Origin of the sequence: Streptomyces sp. NPDC050147, assembly GCF_040660195.1 — a bacterium.
Classification (GTDB): domain Bacteria; phylum Actinomycetota; class Actinomycetes; order Streptomycetales; family Streptomycetaceae; genus Streptomyces.
The window spans coordinates 1-23,387 of the sequence record NZ_JBFALJ010000006.1 but is presented as its reverse complement, the minus strand read 5'-3'; the positions used below and the strand labels follow the sequence as shown (position 1 = coordinate 23,387).

23 protein-coding genes and 1 riboswitch are annotated in these 23,387 nt (G+C 69.8%); of the genes, 7 read left to right on the top strand and 16 right to left on the bottom strand.

Annotated features, from left to right (window positions below; all coding sequences use genetic code 11):
- Positions 1–86: 86 nt before the first annotated feature.
- Complete coding sequence (locus AB0I94_RS11870) at positions 87–1,352, top strand: PTS transporter subunit EIIC (protein WP_363309356.1); 1,266 nt, start codon at positions 87–89, stop codon at positions 1,350–1,352.
- Positions 1,353–1,480: 128 nt separating this feature from the next.
- Here the strand turns inward: AB0I94_RS11870 and AB0I94_RS11865 are convergent, their stop codons facing one another.
- The gene (locus AB0I94_RS11865) at positions 1,481–2,233 is read right to left on the bottom strand and encodes an MBL fold metallo-hydrolase (RefSeq protein ID WP_363309355.1); all 753 of its coding nucleotides are present in this window, start codon (positions 2,231–2,233) and stop codon (positions 1,481–1,483) included.
- A 223-nt stretch (positions 2,234–2,456) separates the two neighbouring features.
- Here AB0I94_RS11865 and AB0I94_RS11860 point away from each other — a divergent pair, with 223 nt between their 5' ends.
- Positions 2,457–2,918, top strand: coding sequence for a type II toxin-antitoxin system PemK/MazF family toxin (locus AB0I94_RS11860; protein ID WP_363309354.1), 462 nt, complete (start codon positions 2,457–2,459; stop codon positions 2,916–2,918).
- 131 nt (positions 2,919–3,049) lie between these two features.
- Here the strand turns inward: AB0I94_RS11860 and AB0I94_RS11855 are convergent, their stop codons facing one another.
- From AB0I94_RS11855 to clpS, 10 genes are all read right to left on the bottom strand, one after another.
- Complete coding sequence (locus AB0I94_RS11855) at positions 3,050–4,003, bottom strand: cysteine synthase (protein ID WP_363309353.1); 954 nt, start codon at positions 4,001–4,003, stop codon at positions 3,050–3,052.
- Positions 4,004–4,009: 6 nt separating this feature from the next.
- A complete protein-coding gene (locus tag AB0I94_RS11850) occupies positions 4,010–4,297 on the bottom strand; it encodes a MoaD/ThiS family protein (RefSeq protein ID WP_363309352.1) in 288 nt (95 codons plus the stop codon).
- A gap of 145 nt (positions 4,298–4,442) precedes the next feature.
- Positions 4,443–4,544, bottom strand: a complete 102-nt coding sequence (locus tag AB0I94_RS11845; protein WP_336605789.1) for a putative leader peptide — start codon at positions 4,542–4,544, stop codon at positions 4,443–4,445.
- A gap of 69 nt (positions 4,545–4,613) precedes the next feature.
- Positions 4,614–5,405 (bottom strand): ABC transporter ATP-binding protein, encoded by a 792-nt coding sequence (locus AB0I94_RS11840; protein ID WP_363309351.1) that lies wholly within the window; start codon positions 5,403–5,405, stop codon positions 4,614–4,616.
- A complete protein-coding gene (locus tag AB0I94_RS11835) occupies positions 5,402–6,487 on the bottom strand; it encodes an iron ABC transporter permease (protein WP_363309350.1) in 1,086 nt (361 codons plus the stop codon). The genes AB0I94_RS11840 and AB0I94_RS11835 overlap by 4 nt, the downstream gene beginning before the upstream one ends.
- Positions 6,488–6,594: 107 nt before the next feature.
- Positions 6,595–7,554, bottom strand: coding sequence for an ABC transporter substrate-binding protein (locus tag AB0I94_RS11830; RefSeq protein WP_363309349.1), 960 nt, complete (start codon positions 7,552–7,554; stop codon positions 6,595–6,597).
- Positions 7,555–7,598: 44 nt separating this feature from the next.
- A riboswitch (cobalamin riboswitch) is annotated at positions 7,599–7,756 on the bottom strand.
- Positions 7,720–8,142: a M67 family metallopeptidase gene (locus AB0I94_RS11825; RefSeq protein WP_363309348.1), complete on the bottom strand. Its 423-nt coding sequence runs from the start codon at positions 8,140–8,142 to the stop codon at positions 7,720–7,722. It overlaps the preceding riboswitch by 37 nt.
- Positions 8,143–8,253: 111 nt before the next feature.
- Positions 8,254–9,726 (bottom strand): amino acid permease, encoded by a 1,473-nt coding sequence (locus tag AB0I94_RS11820; protein WP_363309346.1) that lies wholly within the window; start codon positions 9,724–9,726, stop codon positions 8,254–8,256.
- A gap of 351 nt (positions 9,727–10,077) precedes the next feature.
- The gene (locus AB0I94_RS11815; protein ID WP_363309345.1) at positions 10,078–10,674 is read right to left on the bottom strand and encodes a DUF2017 domain-containing protein; all 597 of its coding nucleotides are present in this window, start codon (positions 10,672–10,674) and stop codon (positions 10,078–10,080) included.
- A gap of 11 nt (positions 10,675–10,685) precedes the next feature.
- Positions 10,686–11,003 carry an ATP-dependent Clp protease adapter ClpS gene (gene clpS, locus AB0I94_RS11810; RefSeq protein WP_363309584.1) on the bottom strand — a complete coding sequence of 106 codons (318 nt, stop codon included), beginning with the start codon at positions 11,001–11,003 and terminating at the stop codon, positions 10,686–10,688.
- Positions 11,004–11,133: 130 nt separating this feature from the next.
- Between clpS and AB0I94_RS11805 the strand changes: the two genes are divergently transcribed.
- Positions 11,134–12,462, top strand: coding sequence for a nicotinate phosphoribosyltransferase (locus AB0I94_RS11805; protein ID WP_363309344.1), 1,329 nt, complete (start codon positions 11,134–11,136; stop codon positions 12,460–12,462).
- Positions 12,463–12,599: 137 nt separating this feature from the next.
- Complete coding sequence (locus AB0I94_RS11800; RefSeq protein WP_363309343.1) at positions 12,600–13,184, top strand: isochorismatase family protein; 585 nt, start codon at positions 12,600–12,602, stop codon at positions 13,182–13,184.
- An 87-nt stretch (positions 13,185–13,271) separates the two neighbouring features.
- Here the strand turns inward: AB0I94_RS11800 and AB0I94_RS11795 are convergent, their stop codons facing one another.
- Both AB0I94_RS11795 and AB0I94_RS11790 read right to left on the bottom strand, forming a co-directional pair.
- On the bottom strand, positions 13,272–13,625 hold the full coding sequence (locus AB0I94_RS11795) for a hypothetical protein (RefSeq protein ID WP_363309342.1): 354 nt from the start codon (positions 13,623–13,625) through the stop codon (positions 13,272–13,274).
- A gap of 156 nt (positions 13,626–13,781) precedes the next feature.
- Entirely contained in the window at positions 13,782–16,196 is a 2,415-nt protein-coding gene (locus AB0I94_RS11790) for an immune inhibitor A domain-containing protein (protein ID WP_363309341.1), read from the bottom strand.
- 490 nt (positions 16,197–16,686) lie between these two features.
- Here AB0I94_RS11790 and AB0I94_RS11785 point away from each other — a divergent pair, with 490 nt between their 5' ends.
- Positions 16,687–16,980 (top strand): hypothetical protein, encoded by a 294-nt coding sequence (locus AB0I94_RS11785; RefSeq protein WP_363309583.1) that lies wholly within the window; start codon positions 16,687–16,689, stop codon positions 16,978–16,980.
- 83 nt (positions 16,981–17,063) lie between these two features.
- On the opposite strand, the gene AB0I94_RS11780 is transcribed toward AB0I94_RS11785, so the two are convergent.
- Together AB0I94_RS11780 and AB0I94_RS11775 are read right to left on the bottom strand one after the other, a co-directional pair.
- Entirely contained in the window at positions 17,064–17,744 is a 681-nt protein-coding gene (locus AB0I94_RS11780) for an RDD family protein (protein WP_363309340.1), read from the bottom strand.
- Between the two features lie 166 nt (positions 17,745–17,910).
- On the bottom strand, positions 17,911–19,431 hold the full coding sequence (locus AB0I94_RS11775; RefSeq protein ID WP_363309339.1) for an RDD family protein: 1,521 nt from the start codon (positions 19,429–19,431) through the stop codon (positions 17,911–17,913).
- 232 nt (positions 19,432–19,663) lie between these two features.
- Here AB0I94_RS11775 and AB0I94_RS11770 point away from each other — a divergent pair, with 232 nt between their 5' ends.
- Positions 19,664–20,143, top strand: coding sequence for an SsgA family sporulation/cell division regulator (locus AB0I94_RS11770; RefSeq protein ID WP_363309338.1), 480 nt, complete (start codon positions 19,664–19,666; stop codon positions 20,141–20,143).
- Positions 20,144–20,198: 55 nt separating this feature from the next.
- On the opposite strand, the gene AB0I94_RS11765 is transcribed toward AB0I94_RS11770, so the two are convergent.
- On the bottom strand, positions 20,199–21,578 hold the full coding sequence (locus AB0I94_RS11765) for an FAD-linked oxidase C-terminal domain-containing protein (protein ID WP_363309337.1): 1,380 nt from the start codon (positions 21,576–21,578) through the stop codon (positions 20,199–20,201).
- Positions 21,579–21,676: 98 nt separating this feature from the next.
- Between AB0I94_RS11765 and AB0I94_RS11760 the strand changes: the two genes are divergently transcribed.
- On the top strand, positions 21,677–23,185 hold the full coding sequence (locus tag AB0I94_RS11760; protein WP_363309336.1) for a tetratricopeptide repeat protein: 1,509 nt from the start codon (positions 21,677–21,679) through the stop codon (positions 23,183–23,185).
- Positions 23,186–23,387: the final 202 nt, after the last annotated feature.

The following is a 23,387-nucleotide window of genomic DNA, read 5'->3' as shown; positions in this document are numbered from 1 at the left end:
ACGCGGCCGTCGGCCGCGGCCCCCGGAGACGCCGCCGTCCCCCTCTTCCATGTCCCCAGGCGGCGCCTTGCCCACTGGAGGAAGTTGTGTCCACGGCCAGTGCCGCCCCCGCGGCCGACAAGAAGAAGGGCTCCGGCGCGATGGCTGTCATGCAGCGCATCGGCCGCAGCCTCATGCTGCCGGTCGCCGTGCTGCCCGCAGGCGCCCTGCTCGTCCGACTCGGTAACCCCGACATGCTGGGCCGGGAATCCTTCCCGGCGTTCGTCACCAAGATCGCCTCCTTCATGGCCGCGGGTGGCAACGCCATCCTCGACAACATGGCGTTGCTGTTCGCCGTCGGTATCGCGATCGGCTTCGCCAAGAAGTCGGACGGCTCGACCGCTCTCGCCGCCGTCACCGGCTACCTGGTCTTCAAGAACGTCCTCGCGACGTTCACCGACCCGAACCTCGACAAGATCGCCAAGGTCGTCGACGGCAAGATAGTCATGACCGAGGCCCCGGTGGACGCCAAGGTCCTCGGCGGTGTCGTGATGGGCATCGTCGTCGCCCTGCTCTACCAGAAGTTCTACCGGACCAAGCTGCCCGACTGGGCCGGCTTCTTCGGCGGCCGCCGTCTGGTCCCGATCCTCGCGGCCTTCGCGGGCCTGATCCTCGGCATCGTCTTCGGTTACATCTGGCCGGTCCTCGGCACGGGCCTGCACAACTTCGGTGAGTGGCTGGTCGGTTCGGGCGCCGTGGGCGCGGGCATCTTCGGTGTCGCCAACCGCGCGCTGATCCCGGTCGGCATGCACCACCTGCTGAACTCCTTCCCGTGGTTCCAGGCCGGTTCGTACGAGGGCAAGAGCGGTGACATCAACCGCTTCCTCGCCGGTGACCCGACCGCCGGGCAGTTCATGACCGGCTTCTTCCCGATCATGATGTTCGCGCTCCCCGCGGCCTGCCTCGCGATCGTCCACTGCGCCCGCCCCGAGCGCCGCAAGGTCGTCGGCGGCATGATGTTCTCGCTCGCGCTCACCGCCTTCGTGACCGGTGTGACCGAGCCGATCGAGTTCACGTTCATGTTCATCGCCCCGGTCCTGTACGCGATCCACGCGGTGCTCACCGGTGTCTCCATGGCGCTGACCTGGGCGCTCGGCATGAAGGACGGCTTCGGCTTCTCGGCGGGAGCGGTCGACTTCTTCCTCAACCTCGGCATCGCGAGCAACCCATGGGGCCTGGCCCTGGTGGGCCTGTGCTTCGCGGCGGTCTACTACGTGGTCTTCCGCTTCGCGATCACCAAGTGGAACCTTCCGACGCCGGGCCGCGAGTCCGACGAGGAGCTCGCCGAGATCCTGAAGGCCGAGGCGAAGTAGCCTCCGGCCCCACTTCGGGACGTGAGCCCCGCACCGTCGCGACCGACGGTGCGGGGCTTTGTCGTGTGCCGCGGCTTGCGGTGAGGCATTCGGGTCCAGCGACGCCGCGGAGATCCGTCAGGAGGGCCCTAGATCTCGTAGACCCGTCCGGCCTCCGCGAGTTCGGCCGGACCGTCGTACACCGACCGGGCGTCCGCCAGGTTCGCCTGGGGGTCCGTCCACGGTGGGATGTGGGTGAGGAGCAGGCGCGCGGCGCCCGCGCGCCGGGCGGACTCGCCTGCCTCACGGCCGTTGAGGTGCAGGTCGGGGATGTTTTCCTTGCCGTGCGTGAAGGCCGCTTCGCACAGGAACAGGTCGGTGTCCGCGGCCAGTTCGTCGAGCGCGGCGCACACCCCCGTGTCTCCCGAGTACGTGAGGGACTTGCCGCCGTGTTCGACGCGGATGCCGTACGCCTCGACGGGGTGGCACACCTTCTCCGTACGGACCGAGAAGGGGCCGATGTCGAACGTGGCCGGCTTGACGGTGTGGAAGTCGAAGACCTCACTCATCGAGGACGCCGAGGGTGTGTCGGCGTACGCGGTGGTCAGGCGCTGTTCGGTGCCCTCGGGTCCGTAGACCGGGATGGGGGCGCAGCGGCCGCCGTCGTGCCGGTAGTAGCGCGCCACGAAGTAGGCGCACATGTCGATGCAGTGGTCGGCGTGGAGATGGCTGAGGAAGATCGCGTCCAGGTCGTACAGACCGACGTGGCGCTGCAGCTCGCCCAGGGCGCCATTGCCCATGTCGAGCAGCAGCCGGAAGCCGTCGGCCTCTACGAGGTAGCTCGAACAGGCCGAGTCCGCGGACGGAAACGACCCCGAGCAGCCGACGACGGTGAGCTTCATGGAGCGGAAACCTCCGGGGGCGAAACGGGGGTTGTGCGGGGGCCTTGCGGGGGCTCGCGAAGGGCTTGCGAGAGGCTCTTCGAGGAGTTCTGCGGTCCGTCGAGCGTAAGGCGCAAAAGGGCCGGTCGCTCCTCCGTCGAGGGCCGTTGTGGGAGAACTCACCTGCGCTGTCACCGGTTCGGGGGGCGCGCGGGGCGGGGAGTGCGCCGGTACCGTCTGCGGTATGGATACGTCGTGGTGGCTTGCCCTGGGCGCCGTGGTGGTACTCGCCGTGGTCGCCGCTGTGGTGGACGGCTGGGGTCGCGGGGGCCGCGGTCCGCGCGGGCGGACCACTCGGCCGCCGGGCCGTCCGCGCGGCCCGCGGCGCCGGCTGCCGGCGCCGGAACCGGCGGAGATCTGGTGGGCGCGGGTGCCGTACGAGGACGGTCCGGGCGGTAAGGACCGGCCGTGCCTGGTGCTGTCGGTGCGGGGGAAGAGCGCGGTCGTCGCGAAGATCACCAGCAAGTACCAGGACGAGCGGGCCGGGGTGATCCCGCTGCCGCCGGGATCAGTGGGGGACGCGCGGGGCCGCCCCAGTTTCCTGGAGACCGGTGAGCTGCGGGACGTGCCGGTGTGGGAGTTCCGCAGGCGGGCGGGGATCGTGGATCCGGCGTTGTGGGATCAGGTCAGGTACCTGGCGGGCTAGAGCGGCGGAACCCCACGACGGGCTGGACATGTCCTGTCCAGCCCGTCGTGGGGTTCCCCGTTTGAAGATGTACGTGGTGATGCCGGTGGTCGTCCGGTGGCGTCGGACGGCTAGGGCCCTCCTGACGGGCCCTACGCCCAGAGCTGGCCCTGCACCGTTTCGATGGCTTCCTCGGTCGTCGGCGCCGTGTAGACGCCGGTGGAGAGGTACTTCCAGCCACCGTCGGCCACCACGAACGCGATGTCGGCGGTCTCTCCGGCCGCCACCGCCTTCTTGCCGACGCCGATCGCCGCGTGCAGCGCGGCTCCGGTGGAGACTCCGGCGAAGATCCCTTCCTGCTGGAGGAGCTCGCGGGTCCGTGTCACCGCGTCGGCCGAGCCGACCGAGAAGCGGGTGGTCAGGACCGACGCGTCGTACAGCTCGGGGACGAAGCCCTCGTCCAGGTTCCGCAGCCCGTACACGAGGTCGTCGTAGCGGGGCTCCGCGGCGACGATCTTGATGTCCGGCTTCTGCTCGCGCAGGAAACGGCCTACGCCCATGAGCGTGCCCGTCGTGCCGAGGCCCGCCACGAAGTGGGTGATGGAGGGGAGGTCCGCGAGGATCTCGGGGCCGGTCGTCGCGTAGTGCGCGCCCGCGTTGTCCGGGTTCCCGTACTGGTAGAGCATGACCCAGTCCGGGTGCTCGGCCGACAGCTCCTTGGCGACGCGTACCGCCGTGTTGGAGCCTCCGGCCGCCGGGGACGAGATGATTTCCGCGCCCCACATGGTGAGGAGGTCGCGCCGCTCCTGCGAGGTGTTCTCCGGCATGACGCACACGATGCGGTAGCCCTTGAGCTTGGCCGCCATCGCGAGCGAGATGCCGGTGTTGCCGGACGTCGGCTCCAGGATCGTGCAGCCGGGTGTCAACCGCCCGTCCTTCTCCGCCTGTTCGACCATGTGCAGCGCCGGGCGGTCCTTGATGGAACCGGTCGGGTTACGGTCCTCCAGCTTCGCCCAGATCTGGACGTCGGCGGACGGGGACAGGCGCGGCAGGCGGACGAGGGGCGTGTTGCCCACGGCCGCCAGCGGGGAGTCGTAGCGAGGCATCCGCGATCAGACCATGCCGCCGGCGACGGCCGGGAGGATCGTGACGTTGTCGCCGTCCGTGAGCTTGGTGGAGATGCCGTCGAGGAAGCGGACGTCCTCGTCGTTCAGGTAGACGTTGACGAAGCGGCGGAGCTTGTCCCCGTTCGCCGGGTCGATGAGTCGCTCGGCGATGCCCGCGTGCCGCGAGTCGAGGTCGCTGAAGAGCTCGGCGAGGGTGTCGCCGCTGCCCTCGACGGCCTTGGCGCCGTCGGTGTAGGTGCGGAGGATGGTGGGGATGCGGACCTCGATGGCCATGGCTTGGGCTCCTGTCGGGAGAAGTCACGTGGGTGGGCGCGCGGCGGCCCGGTCGTGCTGGTGCGTAAGTGCGGGTGCCTGGGTGCGGGTGCGTAGGGCGTTACGCGGGGGTGCGCCGCGGCTCACGGCCGTACGGCGGCGGCTGTCAGCGCGAACAGATCGCGCTGGAGAGCCTGCACAAATCGACGTGCAGACGCGCAACGAGCAGCATGCCCGGCATCTTGTCGCTCACGTCGTGGGGAACCATGCGGTCATCGTATCGATTCCCGGTCCGGGTTCTGGAATGTGATCTCGCATCGTGGACGGATTGCGTCCATCACGTGGATGGCGGGAGATAGGTGACCGTCGGCGCCCCGGTCGCGGGGTGTACCGAGACCTCGGCCGTCACCCCGTACACCTCGGCCAGGAGCTCGCTGGTCAGGACCTCCTTCGGCGGCCCTGACGCGACGAGGCGGCCTGCGTCGAGGACGTACAGACGGTCGCAGTAGTAGGCCGCCAGATTGAGGTCGTGCAGGGCCAGGAGATTCGTCGTGCCGAGGTCGCGGACCAGGGTGAGGATCTCCAGTTGGTAGCGGATGTCCAGGTGGTTGGTCGGTTCGTCCAGTACGAGGACTCCGGGCTCCTGCACCAGCGCCCTCGCCACGAGGGCGCGCTGGCGTTCGCCGCCGGAGAGCCCGGCGAAGGCGCGGTGGGCGAGGCCGTGGGCGCCGACCCGTTCCAGGGCCGCGAGGACCAGCTTCTCGTCCTCGGCCGTGTCCGCCTCCCAGAAGCGCTTGTGCGGGGAGCGGCCCATGGCGACGATCTGCCGGACGGTGAGCTCGAAGCCGGTGTGCCCGTCCTGCGGGACGGTGGCGATGCGGCGGGCGCGGTCCTTGGCCGAGCGGGCGGCCAGGTCGTCGCCGTCCAGGAGCACACGGCCGCCGGTGGGCGAGAGGGTGCCGTAGACGCAGCGCAGGAGGGTGGTCTTGCCGCTGCCGTTGGGGCCGACGAGGCCGATGGTCTCGCCTTGGTCGGCGTGCAGGGTGACGGCGTCGACGAGGGTCTTGTCCCCCACGCGGTAGGAGAGGGACTCGGTGCGGAGTACTGCTACTGCTGCCGGGTGGCTCACGCGGTTGCCTCCGTACGGTTCTTTCGCAGCATCCAGAGGAAGAACGGGCCGCCCGTCAGCGCGGTCAGGACGCCGACCGGGATGTCCTGCGGCGCCGCCACCGTGCGTGCGGCGAGGTCGGCGGCCACCAGGAACACCGCGCCCATCAGGGCCACCACCGGCAGGAGCGCCCGGTGGGCGGCGCCGACGAGCATCCGGGCCGCGTGCGGCACCATCAGGCCGACGAAGCCGATGGCTCCGCTGTACGCGACGAGTACGCCGGTCAGGAGCGAGGCGAGGACGAAGACGGCGGCGCGGAAGCGGGCGGTGTCCAGGCCGAGGACGGTGGCGCCCTCCTCGCCGACCAGGAGCAGGTCCAGGGGGCGGGCCAGGGCGACGAGCAGCGCCGTGCCCGCGATCAGGGCGGCGCCGGGCAGGGCGAGCATGTCCCAGCGGGCGCTGCCGAGGCCGCCGAGGGTCCAGTACAGGACTTCCTTGAGGTGGTCCGCGCTGTCGGCCGTGATCAGGATGAGGCTGGTCAGGGCGGAGAGGATGTACGAGACGGCCACCCCGGCCAGGATCAGGCGGCCGGTGGCGAATCCGCCGCCGGATCTGGCCAGGGTGTAGACGACGAGCAGGGAGAGCAGGGCGCCCGCGAAGGCCGCGGCCGGGATGGTGACGGTCGTGGCCAGGCCCGCGCCCAGGCCGAAGACGCTGCCGAGGACGATGACGGCGACGGCTCCGGCGGAGGCGCCGGAGGAGACGCCCAGGAGGAAGGGGTCGGCCAGCGGGTTCCTCACCAGGGCCTGGAGGACGGTGCCGATGACGGCGAGCCCCGCGCCTACGGCCGCGCCGAGCAGGACCCGGGGCAGGCGGACGTCCAGCACGATCGTGCGGAACGGGGAGGGTTCCGCGCCGCCGGTAAGGATCTCCAGGACGTCGGGCGCCGGGATCCTGACGGAGCCCAGCGCGAGGCCTGCGACGATCGCCGCCGCGAGGGCTGCGCAGAGCGCCGCGATGACTGTCGCGTAGCCCAGTCGTCTGCGGGTCGGTGTGACCCTGGCGGGGCCTTCCCCAACCCCGCCCCTTCCCGGCTGTGACATGTGCGGCTCCGCCGCGGGCCGCTCTGGTGCGGGGGCCTTGGTTGCCGTCATCACCGGCTTCGCCGAGTTCGTCCTCAAACGCCGGACGGGCTGAACCCCCTGCCTCTTCACAGCTGGTCCGCCAGCTTCTCCACCGCCCCCGGTGCCCTCACCCCCGCCACCGTGTCCGACAGTGGCAGGACCGCGAACCGCTTGTTCTTGATGGCGGGGACGTCCGCGAGGACGGGGTCTTCGAGGAGGCGCTTCTTCTTCTGGGCCACCGTCGTGCCGCCGTAGTCGAGGATCACGATCACCTCGGGCTTGCGGTCGACCACCGACTCCCAGGAGGCGTCGCCGAAGGCCTTGTCGAGGTCGGCGAAGACGTTGCGGCCGCCCGCCCGCTCGATGATGTCGTTGCCGATGCCCCGGCCGCCCGCCGTGAACGCGGTCTTGTCGCCGCTGTCGTAGACGAAGACCGGGACCGGCTTCTCGGACTTCAGTTCCCCTGCCGTGGCCGCCAGTTGGCGCTTCGCCTCGCCCACCCACTTGTCGGCCCGCGGTCGCACTCCGAACGTGCTGCCGACCTCGCGGACCTCCTTGTAGACGTCGTCCATCGTCACGGCCCGCTTCGCGCAGCCTTCGACGTTGAGGCGGCTGTCGATGCCGGACTTCGCCAGAGCCGCGCGGCTGCGGCCCTCGCCCGCCTGGAAGGCGCTCGCGTAGCCGCCGTAGACGAAGTCGGGGTCGGCGGCCAGGAGTTTCTCGTACGAGGGGTACTCCTTGGCCAGGACCGGGGTGTCCGCGTACGCCTTCGCGTACTTCGGCAGGACCTTGTCGTCGAGGTAAGCCGTCCCGGCGATGCGGTCCTTCAGGCCCAGCTCCAGCATCACTTCCGTCACGTGCTGGTTCATCGTCACGGCGCGCTTCGGGGGCGCTTCGTACGTCGTCTTCACGCCGCAGTTCGTGACCGTGTACGGAAAGCCGGGCGCCTGGGCCGCCGACTGCGACTCCGGTCCTTCGGAGGACGAACACGCGGCGAGCGGGGCGAGCAGGGCCGCGGCGATGAGCACGCGTACGGGTCGGGACATGACTGGACTGCCTCCTCCAGGGGATTTCCGCGTCCCCTGCGTCGTGGGAGAAGAAGGCGGCAGGTCAGTTCCTGACTGCCCCGCCCGCGAAGGGTGGGGTCACAGTGGCGGGACCGTGCCGGATTCGCACCGGCTTCCTGGGTCCTGCCGCCTCAAAGGTGAAGCTCAGTATGCCTGGACGACCTTCACCTCTTCCTCGGTGACCTCGCCGTCCACGATCCGGAAGGAGCGGAACTGGAACTCGCCGGCGCCGTCGGTGTCCGCGGTGGAGACCAGGACGTAGTGGGCGCCGGGCTCGTTGGCGTACGTGATGTCGGTGCGCGAGGGGTAGGCCTCGGTCGCCGTGTGCGAGTGGTAGACGATCACCGGCTCCTCGTCGCGGTCGTCCATCTCGCGGTAGAGCTTGAGGAGGTCGCCCGAGTCGAACTCGTAGAACGTGGGCGAGCGGGCCGCGTTCAGCATCGGGATGAAGCGCTCGGGGCGGCCCGTGCCCTCCGGGCCCGCGACCACACCGCAGGCCTCGTCGGGGTGGTCCTGGCGCGCGTGCGCGACGATCTGGTCGTGGAGGGCCTGGGTCAGGGTCAGCATGGCAGCCAGGATAAGCAGAAGGGCCGGTCCGTACCGAAGAGTGGTACGGACCGGCCCACATGCTGGGATCAGGCGGTGATCAGGGCTTGGTCAGGGGTGACCACGGCTTGATCAGGACTTGATGGCGTCCTGCGGCTCGGAGCTGCCGCCACCCGTCGACTGCGTGCCGCGCTTCTGCATGACCAGGTAGCCGATGCCCAGGATCAGGGCCCACACCGGAGCCGCGTACAGCGAGATCCGCGCGTCCTTGTCGATGCCCATCATCACGATGACCATCGCGATGAAGGCCAGCGCGAACCAGCTCGTGTACGGAGCGCCGGGCGCCCGGAAGGTGGACTGCGGCAGCTCGCCGCGGTCGGCCTTGCGGCGGTACTTGATCTGGCAGACCAGGATCATGATCCAGGCCCACATGCCGGAGATGGTCGCGAAGGAGACGACGTAGTTGAACGCCTCGCCGGGCCACTGGTAGTTGATCCAGACGCCGACCAGCATCAGCGTGGCGGAGAAGGTGGTGCCGACCAGCGGCAGGCCGTTCTTCGTCAGCTTGGTGAAGAACTTCGGGCCCTGGCCGTTGAGCGCGAGGTCGCGCAGCATGCGGCCGGTGGAGTACATGCCGGAGTTGCAGGAGGAGAGCGCGGCCGTCAGGACGACGAAGTTGACGATCGCGGCGCCGATGCCCAGGCCCATCTCCTCGAAGGCCGCCACGAACGGCGAGACGCCCGGCTCGAACGAGGTCCACGGCACGACCGAGAGGATCATGATGAGCGCGCCGACGTAGAAGACGGCGATGCGCCACGGCACGGTGTTGATGGCCTTGGGCAGGACGGTCTTCGGGTCCTTGGACTCGCCCGCGGTGACGCCGACGAGCTCGACGGCGAGGAAGGCGAACATCACGATCTGCAGCGTCATCAGCGTGGAGCCGATGCCGTTCGGGAAGAAGCCGCCCTGGTCCCACAGGTGGGAGACGGACGCGGTGTCACCGGCGTCCGAGAAGCCGATGGTGAGGATGCCGGCGCAGATCAGGATCATGCCGATGATCGCGGTGACCTTGACCATCGAGAACCAGAACTCGAGCTCGCCGAAGAGCTTCACCGAGATCAGGTTGGCGCCGTACAGGATGACCGTGAAGATCAGCGCGTACGCCCATTGCGGGATGGCGTCGTGTGTCCAGTACTGCATGTACTGGGCCGCCGCCGTGACTTCCGTGATGCCGGTGACGACCCAGAAGAGCCAGTACGTCCAGCCGGTCACGTAGCCGAAGAACGGGCCGATGAATTCACGCGCGTACTCCGAGAAGGAGCCCGAGACGGCGCGGTACATGAGCAGCTCGCCCAGGGCGCGCATGATGAAGAAGATGACGAGGCCGGCGATGGCGTACGCCAGGATGAGGCTCGGGCCCGCCTTATGGATGGCTTTGCCCGCGCCGAGGAACAGGCCGGTGCCGATGGCACCGCCGATCGCGATCATCTGGATCTGCCGGGCCCCGAGCCCGCGCTGATAACCCTCGCCTGACGTGCCGGACGAACCGCCCGCTCCGTCGGCCTCATTGCCGTCGTGATGCTCTTCGACCTGCACTGAGGTCATGGTGACGCCTTTCTCCACGCCGATCCGTGCCCGCAGTCTGCGTATGGCCACGGATCAGGTCCTGATCCCCCCGGATATGGATGGAGTGCTACCGGCGGTCTGCCGGCCCGAGCGCCACCGGTGACATGGGTGGCGTCACCGAGTGGTCGTGAAGATTTATCACGGCCGCAATAGTGATCGGCTCAGCCGCGTGTGGCCCACACCACGAAGAGAAGCGGACAAAATTCCCTCGCCGCATCAAATTCGGGCATTGGAGTGACCTGATCGTTATCCGGATTTGAGCGTCCGATGAGCGAACGGGAGGTAACCGCTGCCCTATGCAACGACTTTGCGTGTGCGACCGTGTGACTTCTAACCGATCAGCGTGCCGACCAGCGTCTCCTGCAGGCCGCCGAGCCAGAGGTAGGCCATCACCATCGGCTTGCGCGGGTCGGAGTCCGGGAGCTGGTAGAGCAGGTCCGTGTCCTCCTCGTCGGTCACCTCGAGGCGGGCGCCGATCGCCAGGCGCAGGTCGTTGAGCGCGCCGAGCCAGTGCCGCGACTCGTCGGCGGAGAGCTTCAGGACGGCGCCGCCCTCGCCCTTGGACGTCATGGCGTCCAGGGAGCGGATCACCACCAGGGCGTCGTCGCGCTTCTTGGCCCGCAGGTCGTTCTCGGTGAACCGCCTGAACTCCGAGGAGTACGCGCGCAGTTCGTCTTCGTCGGCCTTCTCGCTGCCGGGACCGCCGTACGCGTCGGGCAACAGCCGCTGGAGGACCGGATCGGTGGGCGGCTCGCTCGGGCCCTCCGCGAACAGCTCCGCGAGGGGGTCGTCGGAAGCGTCCTCGGCCGGGCCCGGACCGATCAGCTCCAGGAGCTGCACGGCGAGGGAGCGGATGATCGAGATCTCGACCTCGTCGAGCGCGACGGCAGCGCCGCCCCCGGGAATGGCTTCGAATTGTCCTGGCATCAGATGCGTCGCTACTTCCGGTCCTGCTGGAGGGTGGCCCACAGACCGTATCCGTGCATGGCCTGTACGTCGCGCTCCATCTCCTCGCGGGAGCCGGTGGAGACGACGGCGCGGCCCTTGTGATGCACGTCCATCATCAGCTTCGTGGCCTTCTCCTTCGAGTACCCGAAGTAGGACTGGAACACGTAGGTCACGTAACTCATCAAATTGACCGGGTCGTTGTGGACGAGCGTGATCCAGGGGACGTCGGGCTCCGGGACGGCGAACGTCTCTTCGTCCGATTCCGGGCGGGTGATCTCTGCGGGAACAGTGCAGCGGGCGGAGCCCATCCTTGGAGGGGCGGCGGCGGGAGACGGGCGGGACGTACTCACGCCACCCATGCTGCCACCCGCGAGGGCGTCGCGCACAAATGGACCCAGGAAATCGTCAGAGTGACGAGATGCGGGTAGCATCCTTCCCATGAACACAGCGGACCTTGGGCTGCCGGTGGATGTTCCGTCGACAGCGCTCTTCACGGATCACTACGAGCTCACGATGTTGCAGGCGGCGCTGAAGGCCGGCACCGCCGACCGGCGCTCCGTCTTCGAGGTCTTCTCGCGCAGACTTCCCGAGGGGCGCCGCTACGGAGTGGTGGCCGGAACGGGCCGGGTCCTGGACGCCGTGGAGAACTTCCGCTTCGACGCGGGCGTCATCGGCTTCCTGCGCGAGCGCCGTGTCGTCGACGAGGAGACCCTCCAGTGGCTCTCCTCGTACCGCTTCAGCGGCGACATCTGGGGCTATCCGGAGGGCGAGGTCTACTTCCCGGGATCGCCGATACTGCGCGTCGAGGGCTCTTTCGCCGAGTGCGTGCTCCTGGAGACGGTGATCCTCTCCATCCTCAACCACGACTCGGCGATCGCGGCCGCCGCCTCCCGGATGGCCTCGGCCGCCGGTCAGCGCCCGCTGATCGAGATGGGCGCACGGCGTACGCACGAGCTGGCGGCCGTCGCCGCCTCACGCGCCGCGTACGTCGGCGGTTTCACCACCACCTCCGACCTGGCGGCCGGCTTCCGCTACGACATCCCCACCGTCGGCACATCGGCCCACTCCTTCACCCTCCTGCACGACAACGAACGCGACGCGTTCCAGGCCCAGGTGGACTCCCTGGGCCCCGGCACCACGCTTCTCGTCGACACGTACGACGTGACCGAGGCCGTGCGCACCGCCGTCGAGGTCGCCGGGCCCGAGCTCGGCGCCGTGCGCATCGACTCGGGCGACCTGCTCCTGGTCGCGCACCGGGTGCGTCAGCAGCTGGACGAGCTCGGAGCCACGAAGACGAAGATCATCGTGACCTCCGACCTGGACGAGTACGCCATCGCCTCGCTCGCGGCGGCGCCCGTGGACGCGTACGGCGTGGGCACGCAGCTCGTCACCGGGTCCGGGCACCCGACCTGTTCGATGGTCTACAAGCTGGTGGCCCGCGCCCACTCGGCGGACCCCAAGGCCCAGCTCGAGCCGGTGGCCAAGAAGTCGCTGGGCGCCAAATCGTCGGTGGGCGGTCGCAAGTGGGCCGCTCGGCGGCCCGACGAGCACGGCGTCGCCGAGGCCGAGGTGATCGGCACGGGAGCGGTGCCGGTGGAGCTCGCCGACCATCAGCTCCTCGTCGAGCTGATAAAGGGCGGCGAGGTGGTGGCGCGCGAACCACTGGACACCGTGCGCGAGCGGCACGCGGCGGCGCGGGGGCGGCTGCCCCTGTCGGCCACGCAGCTCTCGAAGGGCGAGGCCGTCATTCCGACGGAATACGTCTGATTGTGCGCCGGAGCGGAGGAGAGTGCGTTCGAACGCCCTCTCCCGCTTCGCGTTCGAAGTCTCTACGCTCGGTTCATCCGGCCGAGTCCCCTCTCTCACCCAACGCCTACGAGCCTTGCCGAGCCGAAGGACACCCGATGCGCCGCGCCCTGATCGTCGTCGATGTGCAGAACGACTTCTGCGAGGGCGGCAGCCTCGCGGTCGCGGGGGGAGCCGACGTGGCCGCCGCGATCACCGAGCTGATCGGCCAGGCGCCGGCGGGCTACCGGCACGTGGTGGCCACCCGTGACCACCACATCGAGCCGGGCGACCACTTCTCCGACCGGCCGGACTATGTGCGCTCCTGGCCGCCGCACTGCGTGGCGGGCACGGAGGGGGTCGGCTTCCACCCGAACTTCGCGCCGGTCGTGGCGTCCGGGGCCATCGACGCGGTCTTCGACAAGGGGGCCTACTCGGCCGCCTACAGCGGGTTCGAGGGGGCCGACGAGAACGGCGTCTCGCTGGCCGACTGGCTGCGGAGCCGGAAGATCGACGAGGTGGACGTGGTGGGCATCGCCACGGACCACTGTGTGCGCGCCACGGCGCTTGACGCGGTGCGCGAAGGTTTCAGCGCGGTGGTCCTCCTTGACCTGACCGCCGGTGTCTCCGGGGAGAGCACGGAACGGGCCCTGGAGGAGCTACGGACGGCGGGCGTAGAACTCACAGGCAAGCCGGTGGTGTAGCCGCGCCCCGTAAGGGGCGCGGGGAACTGCGCGATCAGCCCCCACCGGGCCCGCAGCGACAACTGCATGCCCCAGCGGAGCGATACCTCACACGCCCGAGGTGCTGGCCTCCGGCCGCCCGGGTCTCTGGCCCAGGAGCGCCTGCCGCTTCAGGGCCCGGATCGGATGCCAAAGCTCAGCCGCAGCGTCCGGCGCCGTACGCCATATCAGTCCGTCCGGGTGGTGCAGCACCGCCGTGATCTCGTCCGGCGTCGGCGGCTCCGCGTTGCCCCGCAGATAGACGGCTCGCATGCCGAGGTTCCGCAGGCGTGTCAGCGCCCTCGCGCGGTTCATCGCGTGGACGATCATGCGGACGTTGCCGACGCCCGCGTACGGACTCGGCAGGGTCAGGGCCACCACCACGCTGCCGTTCGGCAGCTTGCTGAAACCTCCTGCGGACATGGCTGGTCACACCCCCGTGAGACGTCGCACGGGGTCCTCGACCACAACGGCCGGGCCCCGTGTCAATAAGAGATCCACAGGACGCACCTAAACACGATCGGCCGCCGCCCGCTAGAGGGCAACGGCCGATCATGGCTTGACCTGCGAAAACACTAATTACTTCGTGGAGGGGCCCACCTGGACCGTGATCGTCGAGCCATCCTTGGGCTGCTTGACGATCTTGATCTGAGTGTTGGTGTCAGTGACCTTGACACTTCCCGTGGGGTTCTCCTTGAACCAGTAGGTGCCCTTGTGGTCGTCGAAGACCGGGACGCCCTTCTGGGACTTGATCTTCAGCGCGACGTCCGCGTTGTGGAGCGTGAACTTGTCCGTCGCGTACTTGCTGAACGGCGCGTCGAACGGCTGGATCTTGTTGCGCAGCAGGGTGCCGTCAGCCCACTTGAGCGGCTTGGCGTGTGCGTCCACCGGCAGGATCAGACCCTCGCCGGGGTGCGCGCTGGTGTTGTTGTCCTTCTGCGAGGTGTCCCACTGCCAGACCATCAGGCCGGTCTGGTACGGGTAGTGCTCGACCCAGTCGGGGCGGGACTTCGAGAAGCCGAAGTTGTACGGGCCGACCTTCAGGGTCTTGTCGTACGACACGTACTGCCGGTTCTCGGCGAGGTAGTACTGGTCGTACTTCTTGGTGAAGGACTCACCGATGCGCGAGAAGCCCTTCGCCGTCCAGCCGTTGTCGTCGCCCTCGGCGCCGTCCTCGAAGACCTTGGCGCCGTCCGCGGTGATCGCGAGGGCGTCGGCCGTGAAGCCCTTGCCGCCCGCGCCGCCGTCCGTCGAGTACCGGAAACGGACGTCGATCTTCTTGCCGGCGTACGCGTCGAGCGGGAACGCGAGCTTCTTGTACGCACCCGAGGCACCGGTCAACGCGGGCTTGTCACCGGCGTCGCGCGTGATGGCCTTGCCGTCCGCGGTGCCGTCCACCGGGGTCCAGTTGGCGCCGCCGTCCGTCGACACCTCGGTGTAGAGGTAGTCGTAGTCGGCCTCGATGTCCCACCAGCCGTCGAGCGTGAGCTCGGCCTTGGACTTGCCGGTCAGGTCGACCGAGCGCGTCAGGGTGTTCTTGAGGTCGTCGCCCTGGTCGCTCCACCACTGCTTGGAGCCCTCGGTGGGCTTGGTGACCGTGGTGGTGACGGCCTTCTTCGGCAGGTCGACGACGAGCGCCTGGCGGTGGCGCGTGTTGTACTCCGCGACGCCGAGCTTGTGCTCGGACACCGTCGCGGCCTTGGCCTTGGCGTAGTCGAGCCAGCCCAGCTGGAACTTGTCCCAGGCGGTCATGTCGCCGGGCAGGTCACCAATGGCGTCCTTGCCGGTGCCGAGCCAGGAACCGGCCGACATCAGCGACCAGAAGCCGACCGAGTTCTCGCCCTTGCCGGTGGTGTCGTACAGGTCGGGCAGGCCCAGGTCGTGGCCGTACTCGTGGGCGAAGACCCCGAGGCCGCCGTTCTCCGGCTGCATCGTGTAGTCGCCGACCCAGATGCCGGAGTCACCGATCTGGGTGCCGCCGGCCTTGTTGTTGCCGGGGCCGGTGCTGCCCGCGTCGTTGCCGTAGGCGTACCAGCGGTGCGCCCACAGGGCGTTGGTGCCCTCGGCGCCGCCGCCGGCCGACTCGTCCTCGCCCGCGTGGACGACCTGGAAGTGGTCGATGTACCCGTCGGGCTCGTTGAAGTCGCCGTCGCCGTCGAAGTCGTAGCGGTCCCAGAGGTCGTACTTGGCGAGGTCCGCCTTGATCTGGGCGTCCGTGCGGCCCTGGGCCTTCTGGTCCTTGGTCCAGGCGGTGACGCCGTCCTTCACCGCGTCCCAGACGTTGGCGCAGTTGGTGCTTCCGCAGTAGTTGGAGCCGTACCGCGCCTCGTTGTAGTCGACCTTGACCCAGTCGGAGACCTCTCCGTCGACCGAGTAGCGGCCGGACGAGGTCTTCTCGTAGTAGGTCTTCAGGGAGTGCTTGGTCTTGCCCTTGGCGTCCTTGCCCTCACCGAAGTAGAGGTCCTGGAAGTGCTTCCGGTTGTAGTCCTTCTGCCAGGCCGTGCTGTTGTCCTTCGCACGGTCCGGCTTCGCTATCTTGTTGTGCGCCGGCCCGGGTGCGCCACCGTACTTCTTGATCGGCGCCTCGGGGCCCTCCGGTCCGTCCGGGTCGAACATGGTGGTGTCGTCCACCTTGTCCCCGAACTCCACCAGGATCGTGAAGATCTTGTCGGTCTTCTCCCGGCCCAGCTCGACGTACTTCTTGTCGTCGAGCTTCACGACCTGCGAGCCGCCGCGCTTCTGCACCTTGGCGTCACCCTCGACGACCTGCTGGAGGGCCGCCTGGCGCTGCTGGGCCTGCTGCTTGCTGAAGGGCCCCTCCAGGTCGTGGTCGACCTGCGCCTTGGTCCGGCCCGGGTCCTGCCGGTCGATGGCGGGCGCGCCGTCAGGCCCGCCGTCCTTGGCCGACGCGGTGGCTGCCGAGAACGTGGCGGCTGCCGCGGCCATCGCCACGGCAGCCGCGGTGGCTCTGAACGTCCGTCTTCTGACTGTCACTTGATGCTGTCCTCCCCCGCGTCCGCGCGGAGGCGGGCCGAGGTCCCGATCGGAGGAGGTCCGCGCGCGATACGCGTCACAAGTGACGACATTGGACCGGAGATGCGAGAGAAAAGACAGACCTTGACTTGAACAGGCCAAGTACACTATGCAGCCCATGGGGTCCGCTATCCGGACGCATGCACGCACCCGTCCACATGGTCAACAGGCGCGTCTCACCGTCCACTTGATGGACGCCATGAACCCGTGCGCCCCCTGTGCTGCCGCACCGTGGGTTAGGTCACGCTTACCGCCCGTTCCCGTCGGGCATGCAGCGGAATAGAGTCAATCGACGGTGCGCTACAGCGCGAGGCGGCACATCTCAAGTCGCCCTGGCCGGGCGCCCTTTGATTCGTATACAGCTTGATTGATACACAGCTTCACATTGGGCACGACCACCCCCGCATCCGCTGTCCCGAGGACGGATTACGCCATGCCTCGTCCCATGCCGCTGCCTCGTCCGACCCCTGCTCAAGTCACCTACGGCACGCTGACGGTCGTCTTCTCGACGCTCGCCATGCTGCTGCTGTCCCGGACCAGCTCGGGGGTGGGGATCGCGGTGATAGCAGTCGCCGCGCTCGGCCTCGGCCTACTGGTGGCGATGACGGTCCCCCAACCGAAACCCGCGGCGTCACCGGCCGCACGCGTCGCTCCCGCCACCCGGGCCACCGAGGAGCGTGTCCCGGTCCAGCGAGCCTCCGCTCCCGTACTCGCCGAGTCCGTACGCGAGCCGGCGGGCCCGTGAGGTTCACGAGCCCGCCGTAACCGCCGCTGTCGCCGCCGCGGCAGCTGTCTTCCCGGTCAGCCGGTGCCGGCCGGTCTCCCCGGTCAGCCGGTGCTGACCACCACCGTCTTGGCCGCCTTGTCGTGCAGGCCCTGCTTGTAGGGCCTGTCGAAGAAGCTCCAGCCGCCGCAGATCGCCGTCCAGACGCAGGCGCAGCAGAACGCGAACGGCAGCCAGAGGACGGCCGCGCGGACGAGCGCGGTCTGCAGGGTGGGGGTCGCCCCGTCGTTGAGGTTCGCGACCCGCAGCCCCAGCCACTTCTTCCCCAGGGTCTGGCCCGTCCTGGAGATCATGAAGCTGTCGTACGCGGTGAAGAGCACGGCGGCCAGCAGCGACTGCCCGAAGCTCTTGCCGTACTCGACCTGGTCCGGGTCGACGTCGAGCTCGCTCGTGCCGAAGCCCCACGAGAGCAGCCAGACGACCACGCCGACGAGGATCATGTCCAGGATGCGGGCGAGCACCCGCTTGCCGCTGTCCGCCAGGGGCGGCATACCGGCGAGGGGGTCGTTCCCCCCGCCGTACGGTCCTCCGCCGCCACCGTAAGGATCGCCGCCACCGCCGTACGGTCCTCCGCCACCGCCATAGGGATCGCCACCTCCGCCGTACGGCGGAGGTGGCGGCGGCGTGCCGTAAGGGGAGCCGGAGCCGCCGTCCTGCGGGGGCTGCTTCCTGAAGGGGTCGTTGTCGTCGGGGGGCGGCGGGTATTGCGGCGGTTCGGTGCTCATGGGCCGAGTCGACCGCGAGGGGCCGGGGTTCGCATCCGGCGAGCGGCTGTCCGGGTTAACCAGGAGACTGCGCCCCTGCGGACGAGATGACCTGACCTCGGCCGCCGGAGGAACCCGGCGAAGCCGGTGACCGACGGCGACGGCGCTCAAGGCCCCCGTGCCAGGACTAGCCCGCCACAAACGTTCCCGCAGCCTTGTCGTGCCAGCACTGGCGCCACGGCCGGTCGAACAGGCCCCACACCACGCCGACGACCCCGATCACCAGAACCCCCGGCACCGCGTAGACGAGCCACCGCTTCAGCGCAGGACCGAACGAAGGCGTCTCGTGCTCCTCCATGTCCCGCACCTGAAGCCCGAGGACCTTCTTGCCGAGCGTGCGTCCCCACCTGGCCGTGGGCAGCACCTCATAGAGGACACCGAAGAGGAGCAGCACAGCCAGGACCATCCCGAGGTACCCCGCCGTGGTGCCGTCGAGCAGCCACACGGTGACCTTCTCGCCGGACATCTTCGCCGCGTCGATCTTGCTGTCGACGTGATCGGCGGCCTTCGTGCCGAGCGGCAGCGCCGCCGCGCCGGTCACCGCCACCAGGACGACCGTGTCGATGAGCCGCGCGGCGAACCGCTTGCCGAGCCCCGCGGGCCGCCCCGCCGCCTGGTTCTGCGCCATCGCCAGGAACGGATCGTTGGCCACCGGCTTCCACGGCACGACGGGCTGCTGCTGTGCGTCCCCCTCGGCGAGCTGGTGCACCTGCTGCGCCCACGAGGGCGAACCGCCGCCAGGCCCCGAGGTCACGGGGGAGGCCGCGCCACCCGGCGCGCCGCCCTGCTGCGGGACGGTGGGCTGAACGGGCGCGGGCGCGGGCGCCGGAGCGGGCGCCGCCGCCTGCGGGGGTACGGCGCTCTGCGCGGGCGCCGGAGTCTGGGCCGCCACACCGGACGGCTTCGGGCGCAGCGCCCGGATCGCCATGGTGCCTTCGGTGCCGGGAGAGGCCGCGGTGGGCCGCACGGGGCCCGTGGGGCGCCGGAACGTCACGGCGCCCTCCGCCGAGGGCTGCTCCTGCTTGGGCGGTGCGCTTGACTCGCCGGGCGCGTCCGACGGCTTCGGCGCACCCGGCTTGATCGCGCGGATCTGCACGGTGCCGGGCCCGTTCGCCTCCGGAGAAGGGGACGGCGAGGGCAACGGAGAAGCGGAGGGGGCGGGCGACGTCGTGGCGGGAGGCGCTTTTGCCGGGGTCGAAGCGCTCGGCACCCGCGGATCACGGGGGTCCCGCGGGCTCCCGGCCCCCGAAGCACTCCGCTGGTCGGGCTCGCCCCACGAAATCCTCCGGTCCTGCTCCCCGCCGAGCCCCGTCTGCCGGGCCGCGTCCGCCTGCCACGCGGAGGCGGGTTCGGGCCTCGCCCCGTGCTGCGAGGCATCGGCGTCGACCGCGCCGCCCGCCGCCTCGGGCGCCAAGACGGGCTCCTCGTCGAAGAAGTGCGGCCCGGTCTCCTCCGCGGGCGCGGGCGCCGCTCCGGCCGCCGTTCCCGGAGGTGCGGGGAGCGGTTCGCCGTCGGTCGGGGCGGGACGGCTGGTTCCCGGCACCCAGGCCGAGCCGTTCCAGTACCGGACATATCCGGGAATGGACGGATCGGGGTAGTAGCCTTCGCGGGGCCTGTCGTCGCCTGGGGCCGGAGTTGGGGCGCTCATGTCCGTCGTCCCGTATCTGCTCGGGGGTCTTTTTGAGGCTCCACATCTATCAGACCCTCGCGTCCGCCTGTGCGGCTCCTGCTCTACAGACCACTTTCCGGGCACAGTTCAGCCCCGTATCCACCACGTATGGAAAAAGTTTCCGCAACCCGCGTAATGCTCCGCGTCCACCGCGCTCTCTCCTTGCACGGGCCCGCTCCAGGGTCCCGGACAAGGAAGGAACAGCACCGACATGCACACCGTGGTGGAACGCGAGCTTGAGCTCAAACTCGTCCTGTCGCCGGAACGCGCCATCGCCGTCCCGGCCCGCCTGACCTACCGCACCGACGATCCCTACGCCGTCCACATCGCCTTCCACATCGGCTCCGAGCACCCCGTGAACTGGACGTTCGCCCGCGAACTTCTGGTCGAGGGGGTGTTCAGGCCCTGTGGACACGGCGACGTGCGGGTCTGGCCGACCAAGGTCGAGGGGCGCAGCGTCGTCCTGATGGCGTTGAGTTCACCCGACGGAGACGCCCTCCTGGAGGCGCCGGCGCCCGCCGTGTCCGCCTGGCTCGAGCGCACGCTGCGGGTGGTCCCTCCGGGCTCTGAAGCTGAGCGGCTCGGCATCGACGACGGCCTGGCCGAGCTGCTCACGCCGACCACGGGCCGCGCCGACGAGCTGTGGCTGCGCGACCCCTGGCCCTCGGACGAGTCGAAGGACGGTGAGTGAGCTCCGCCGCCACGGGGGCGAGCGACAGCGACCGGGGGACGTGCGGACGCCAGGGTCAGAACAGCTTGCCGGGGTTGAGGAGGGAGAGCGGGTCGAACGCGGCCTTGATGGCGCGCTGCATCTCCAGGCCCACCGGGCCGATCTCGCGCGCCAGCCACTCCTTCTTGAGGACGCCCACGCCGTGCTCGCCGGTGATCGTGCCGCCGAGTTCCAGACCCAGGGCCATGATCTCGTCGAAGGACTCGCGGGCGCGGCGGCCCTCGTCCGCGTCGGCCGCGTCGAAGCAGACCGTGGGGTGGGTGTTGCCGTCGCCAGCGTGGGCGCAGACCCCGATCGTGAGGCTGTACTTGTCGGCGATGCGGTCGACGCCTTCGAGCATGTCGGCGAGCTTGGAGCGCGGTACGCACACGTCGTCGATCATCGTCGTGCCCTTGACGGCTTCGAGCGCGGTGAGCGACAACCGCCGCGCCTGGAGCAGCAGTTCGGACTCCGCGGCATCCTCGGCCGGGACCACCTGGGTGGCGCCCGCGGCCTCGCAGAGCGCGCCGACGGCGGCGAGGTCCGCCGCGGGGTCCGGGGTGTCGAAGGCCGCGAGGAGCAGCGCTTCGGTGGTCTCCGGGAGGCCCATGTGGGCCAGCGCGTTGACGGCCCTGATGGTCGTACGGTCCATCAGTTCAAGGAGTGACGGGACGTGGCCGCCCTCCATGATCTTGCATACGGCGTCACAGGCGTCCTTGGCCGACCCGAACTCGGCGGCCAGGACGAGCTGTTGGGGCGGCTGCGGCTTCAGGGCGAGGGTCGCCCGGACGACGATGCCGAGGCTGCCCTCGGAGCCGACGAACAGGCGCGTGAGGTCGTAGCCCGCGACGCCCTTGGCGGTGCGCCTGCCGGTACTCATGAGCCGTCCGTCGGCGAGGACGACGTCGAGGCCGAGCACGTACTCCGCCGTCACCCCGTACTTCACGCAGCACAGGCCGCCCGAGGCCGTGCCGATGTTCCCGCCGATGGTGCAGGTCTCCCAACTGGACGGGTCCGGCGGGTAGTAGAGCCCGTGTTCGTTCACGGCGCGGGAGAGAGCGGCGTTGACGACGCCCGGCTCCACGACCGCGATCCGGTCGACGGGGTTGATCTCCAGGATGCGGTCCATCTTGATCAGCGACAGCACGATGCAGCCCTCGCTGGCGTTCGCGCCGCCGGACAGGCCCGTACGGGCGCCCTGCGGGACCACCGGGATCCGTAGCTCCGTCGCCGTGCGCATGACGTGCTGGACCTGCTCGACGGTGCGCGGCAGGACCACGACGGCCGGGGTGCCCGCGTCGCAGAAGCTCGCCATGTCGTTCGCGTACGAGGATGTGATGTCGGGGTCCGTGAGGACGGCGTCGGCGGGGAGTCCCTCGCGACCGACACAGAGGCGTTCGATGAGTGTGCGGCTCATGATCACAGCCTCGCACCCACGGCCATCGGTGTGAACCCGTGTGCGACGCCCGTCCGTGTGCCGAGGTGTGCTCTTCCTATTGACGCACAGTGAGCGCCATGGAGATCGAGACCAGGTCCGAGTCCGTGCCCCAGAAGGAGCAGGGTCCTGCGCCCGCGCCCGCCATCTGGAGCGAGTCGCCGTGGGGCGCGCGCCGCTCCCCCGCCGTGCGGCGGATCCTTGTCGCCTCCGTCGTCGGGTGTGTCGTGCTGGGCGGCGTGGTGGCGCTGTGGCCCTCGGGCGAGAAGGCGGCGCCGCCCGCGCTCGGTCCTGCCGGGCGGGCGATGGCGGCGGCGGGGGCCGGGGCTCCGGCGGCGCTGCCCGACCTCGCCGTGCTGATCGGGGAGCGGGAGGCGCACCTGCGCAAGCATCCCGGGGACGACCATTCGTGGGCGGTGCTCGGGGCCGCCTACGTCGAGCGGGGCCTGCGGACCGCGGACTCCGCGTACTACCCCAAGGCGGAGGAAGCTCTGCGTACGTCTCTCAAGACCCGTCCGGAGGGGAACGCGCAGGCGCTGACGGGCATGGCGGCGCTCGCGAACGCGCGGCACGACTTCCGCGGGGCGAAGAAGTGGGCACAGAGCGCGGTCGAGCTGGCGCCGAAGCGGTGGTCGGCGTATCCGCCTCTGATCGACGCGTACAGCGGTCTGGGTGACGCCAAGGGTGTCGGCAAGGCCCTGGAGACGCTCCGCGAGCTCAACTCGGACCTCCCTTCCGTGATGGCGCGGTCCGGGCAGGTCTACCGCGACCGCGGCTGGCGCGAGGACGCGGCGGCGAAGCTGATGGACGCAGCGGCGCTCGCGGAGGGGCCCGCGGAGAAGGCGGTGTGCCTGTACCGGGTGGGCGAGCTGGCATGGGAACGGGGCGAGCCGGCGGAGTCCCTGCGCTACTACGAAGCGGCGCTGGCCGCGGACCCCGACCACCACCCTTCCCTCGCCGGAAAGGGCCGCGCGCTGGCCGCCCTGGGTCGTACGTCGGAGGCCCTGCGCTCCTACCAGAGGGCGCTGGTCAAGCAGCCCGCTCCGGAGTACGCCCTGGAGCTGGGCGAGTTGTACGAGTCGCTGCGGCTGGCCCCGGCCGCCCGGGCGCAGTACGACGTGCTGCGGGCCAGGGTGAAGCAGGAGGGGGTCAACGGCGTCAACGACGAACGGATCCTCGGCCTCTTCGAGGCGGACCACGGTGACGCGGACGCGGCGGTGAACCGGCTGCGTGCGGAGTTCAAGCGGCATGGGAGTCCGGAGGTGGCGGACGCGTTGGGCTGGGCGTTGCACAGGGCCGGTGATGACAAGGAGGCCTTGAAGTACGCGACGCGGGCGACGGACAAGGGCCCGCGGGTCGCGGTGTTCGCCTACCACCGGGGTCAGATCGAGCGGGCCTTGGAGCGGTACGGGGCGGCGCGTCGGCACATCGGTGAGGCGCTGCGGATCAACCCCTACTTCTCCCCACTCCTGGCGCCCGCGGCGCGGGACGCGCTGGACTCCCTGGGCGAGCCCCCGGAGGGCGGCCCCTCCCAGGTGCACGCCCCTGACGACGCTCCGAGAACACCTCTGCCTCCCTCCAACCCGTAGCCAACCCCCACGCCCCCTCGAGCCCTGACACCCAGGCCTGCGGGCGCAGCTCGCCACCCAGCCGTGACGCCCGAGCCTGCAGCCCCCACTCGGCCCTTGCCCCGAGCCTGCACGCGCAGCTCGCGATCAGCGCCGGGCGCTGGCGGGCCCCCGCGGGGGGCGTCCGCCCACGCGGCCACCGACCTGCGCCAGTTGGCCAGCT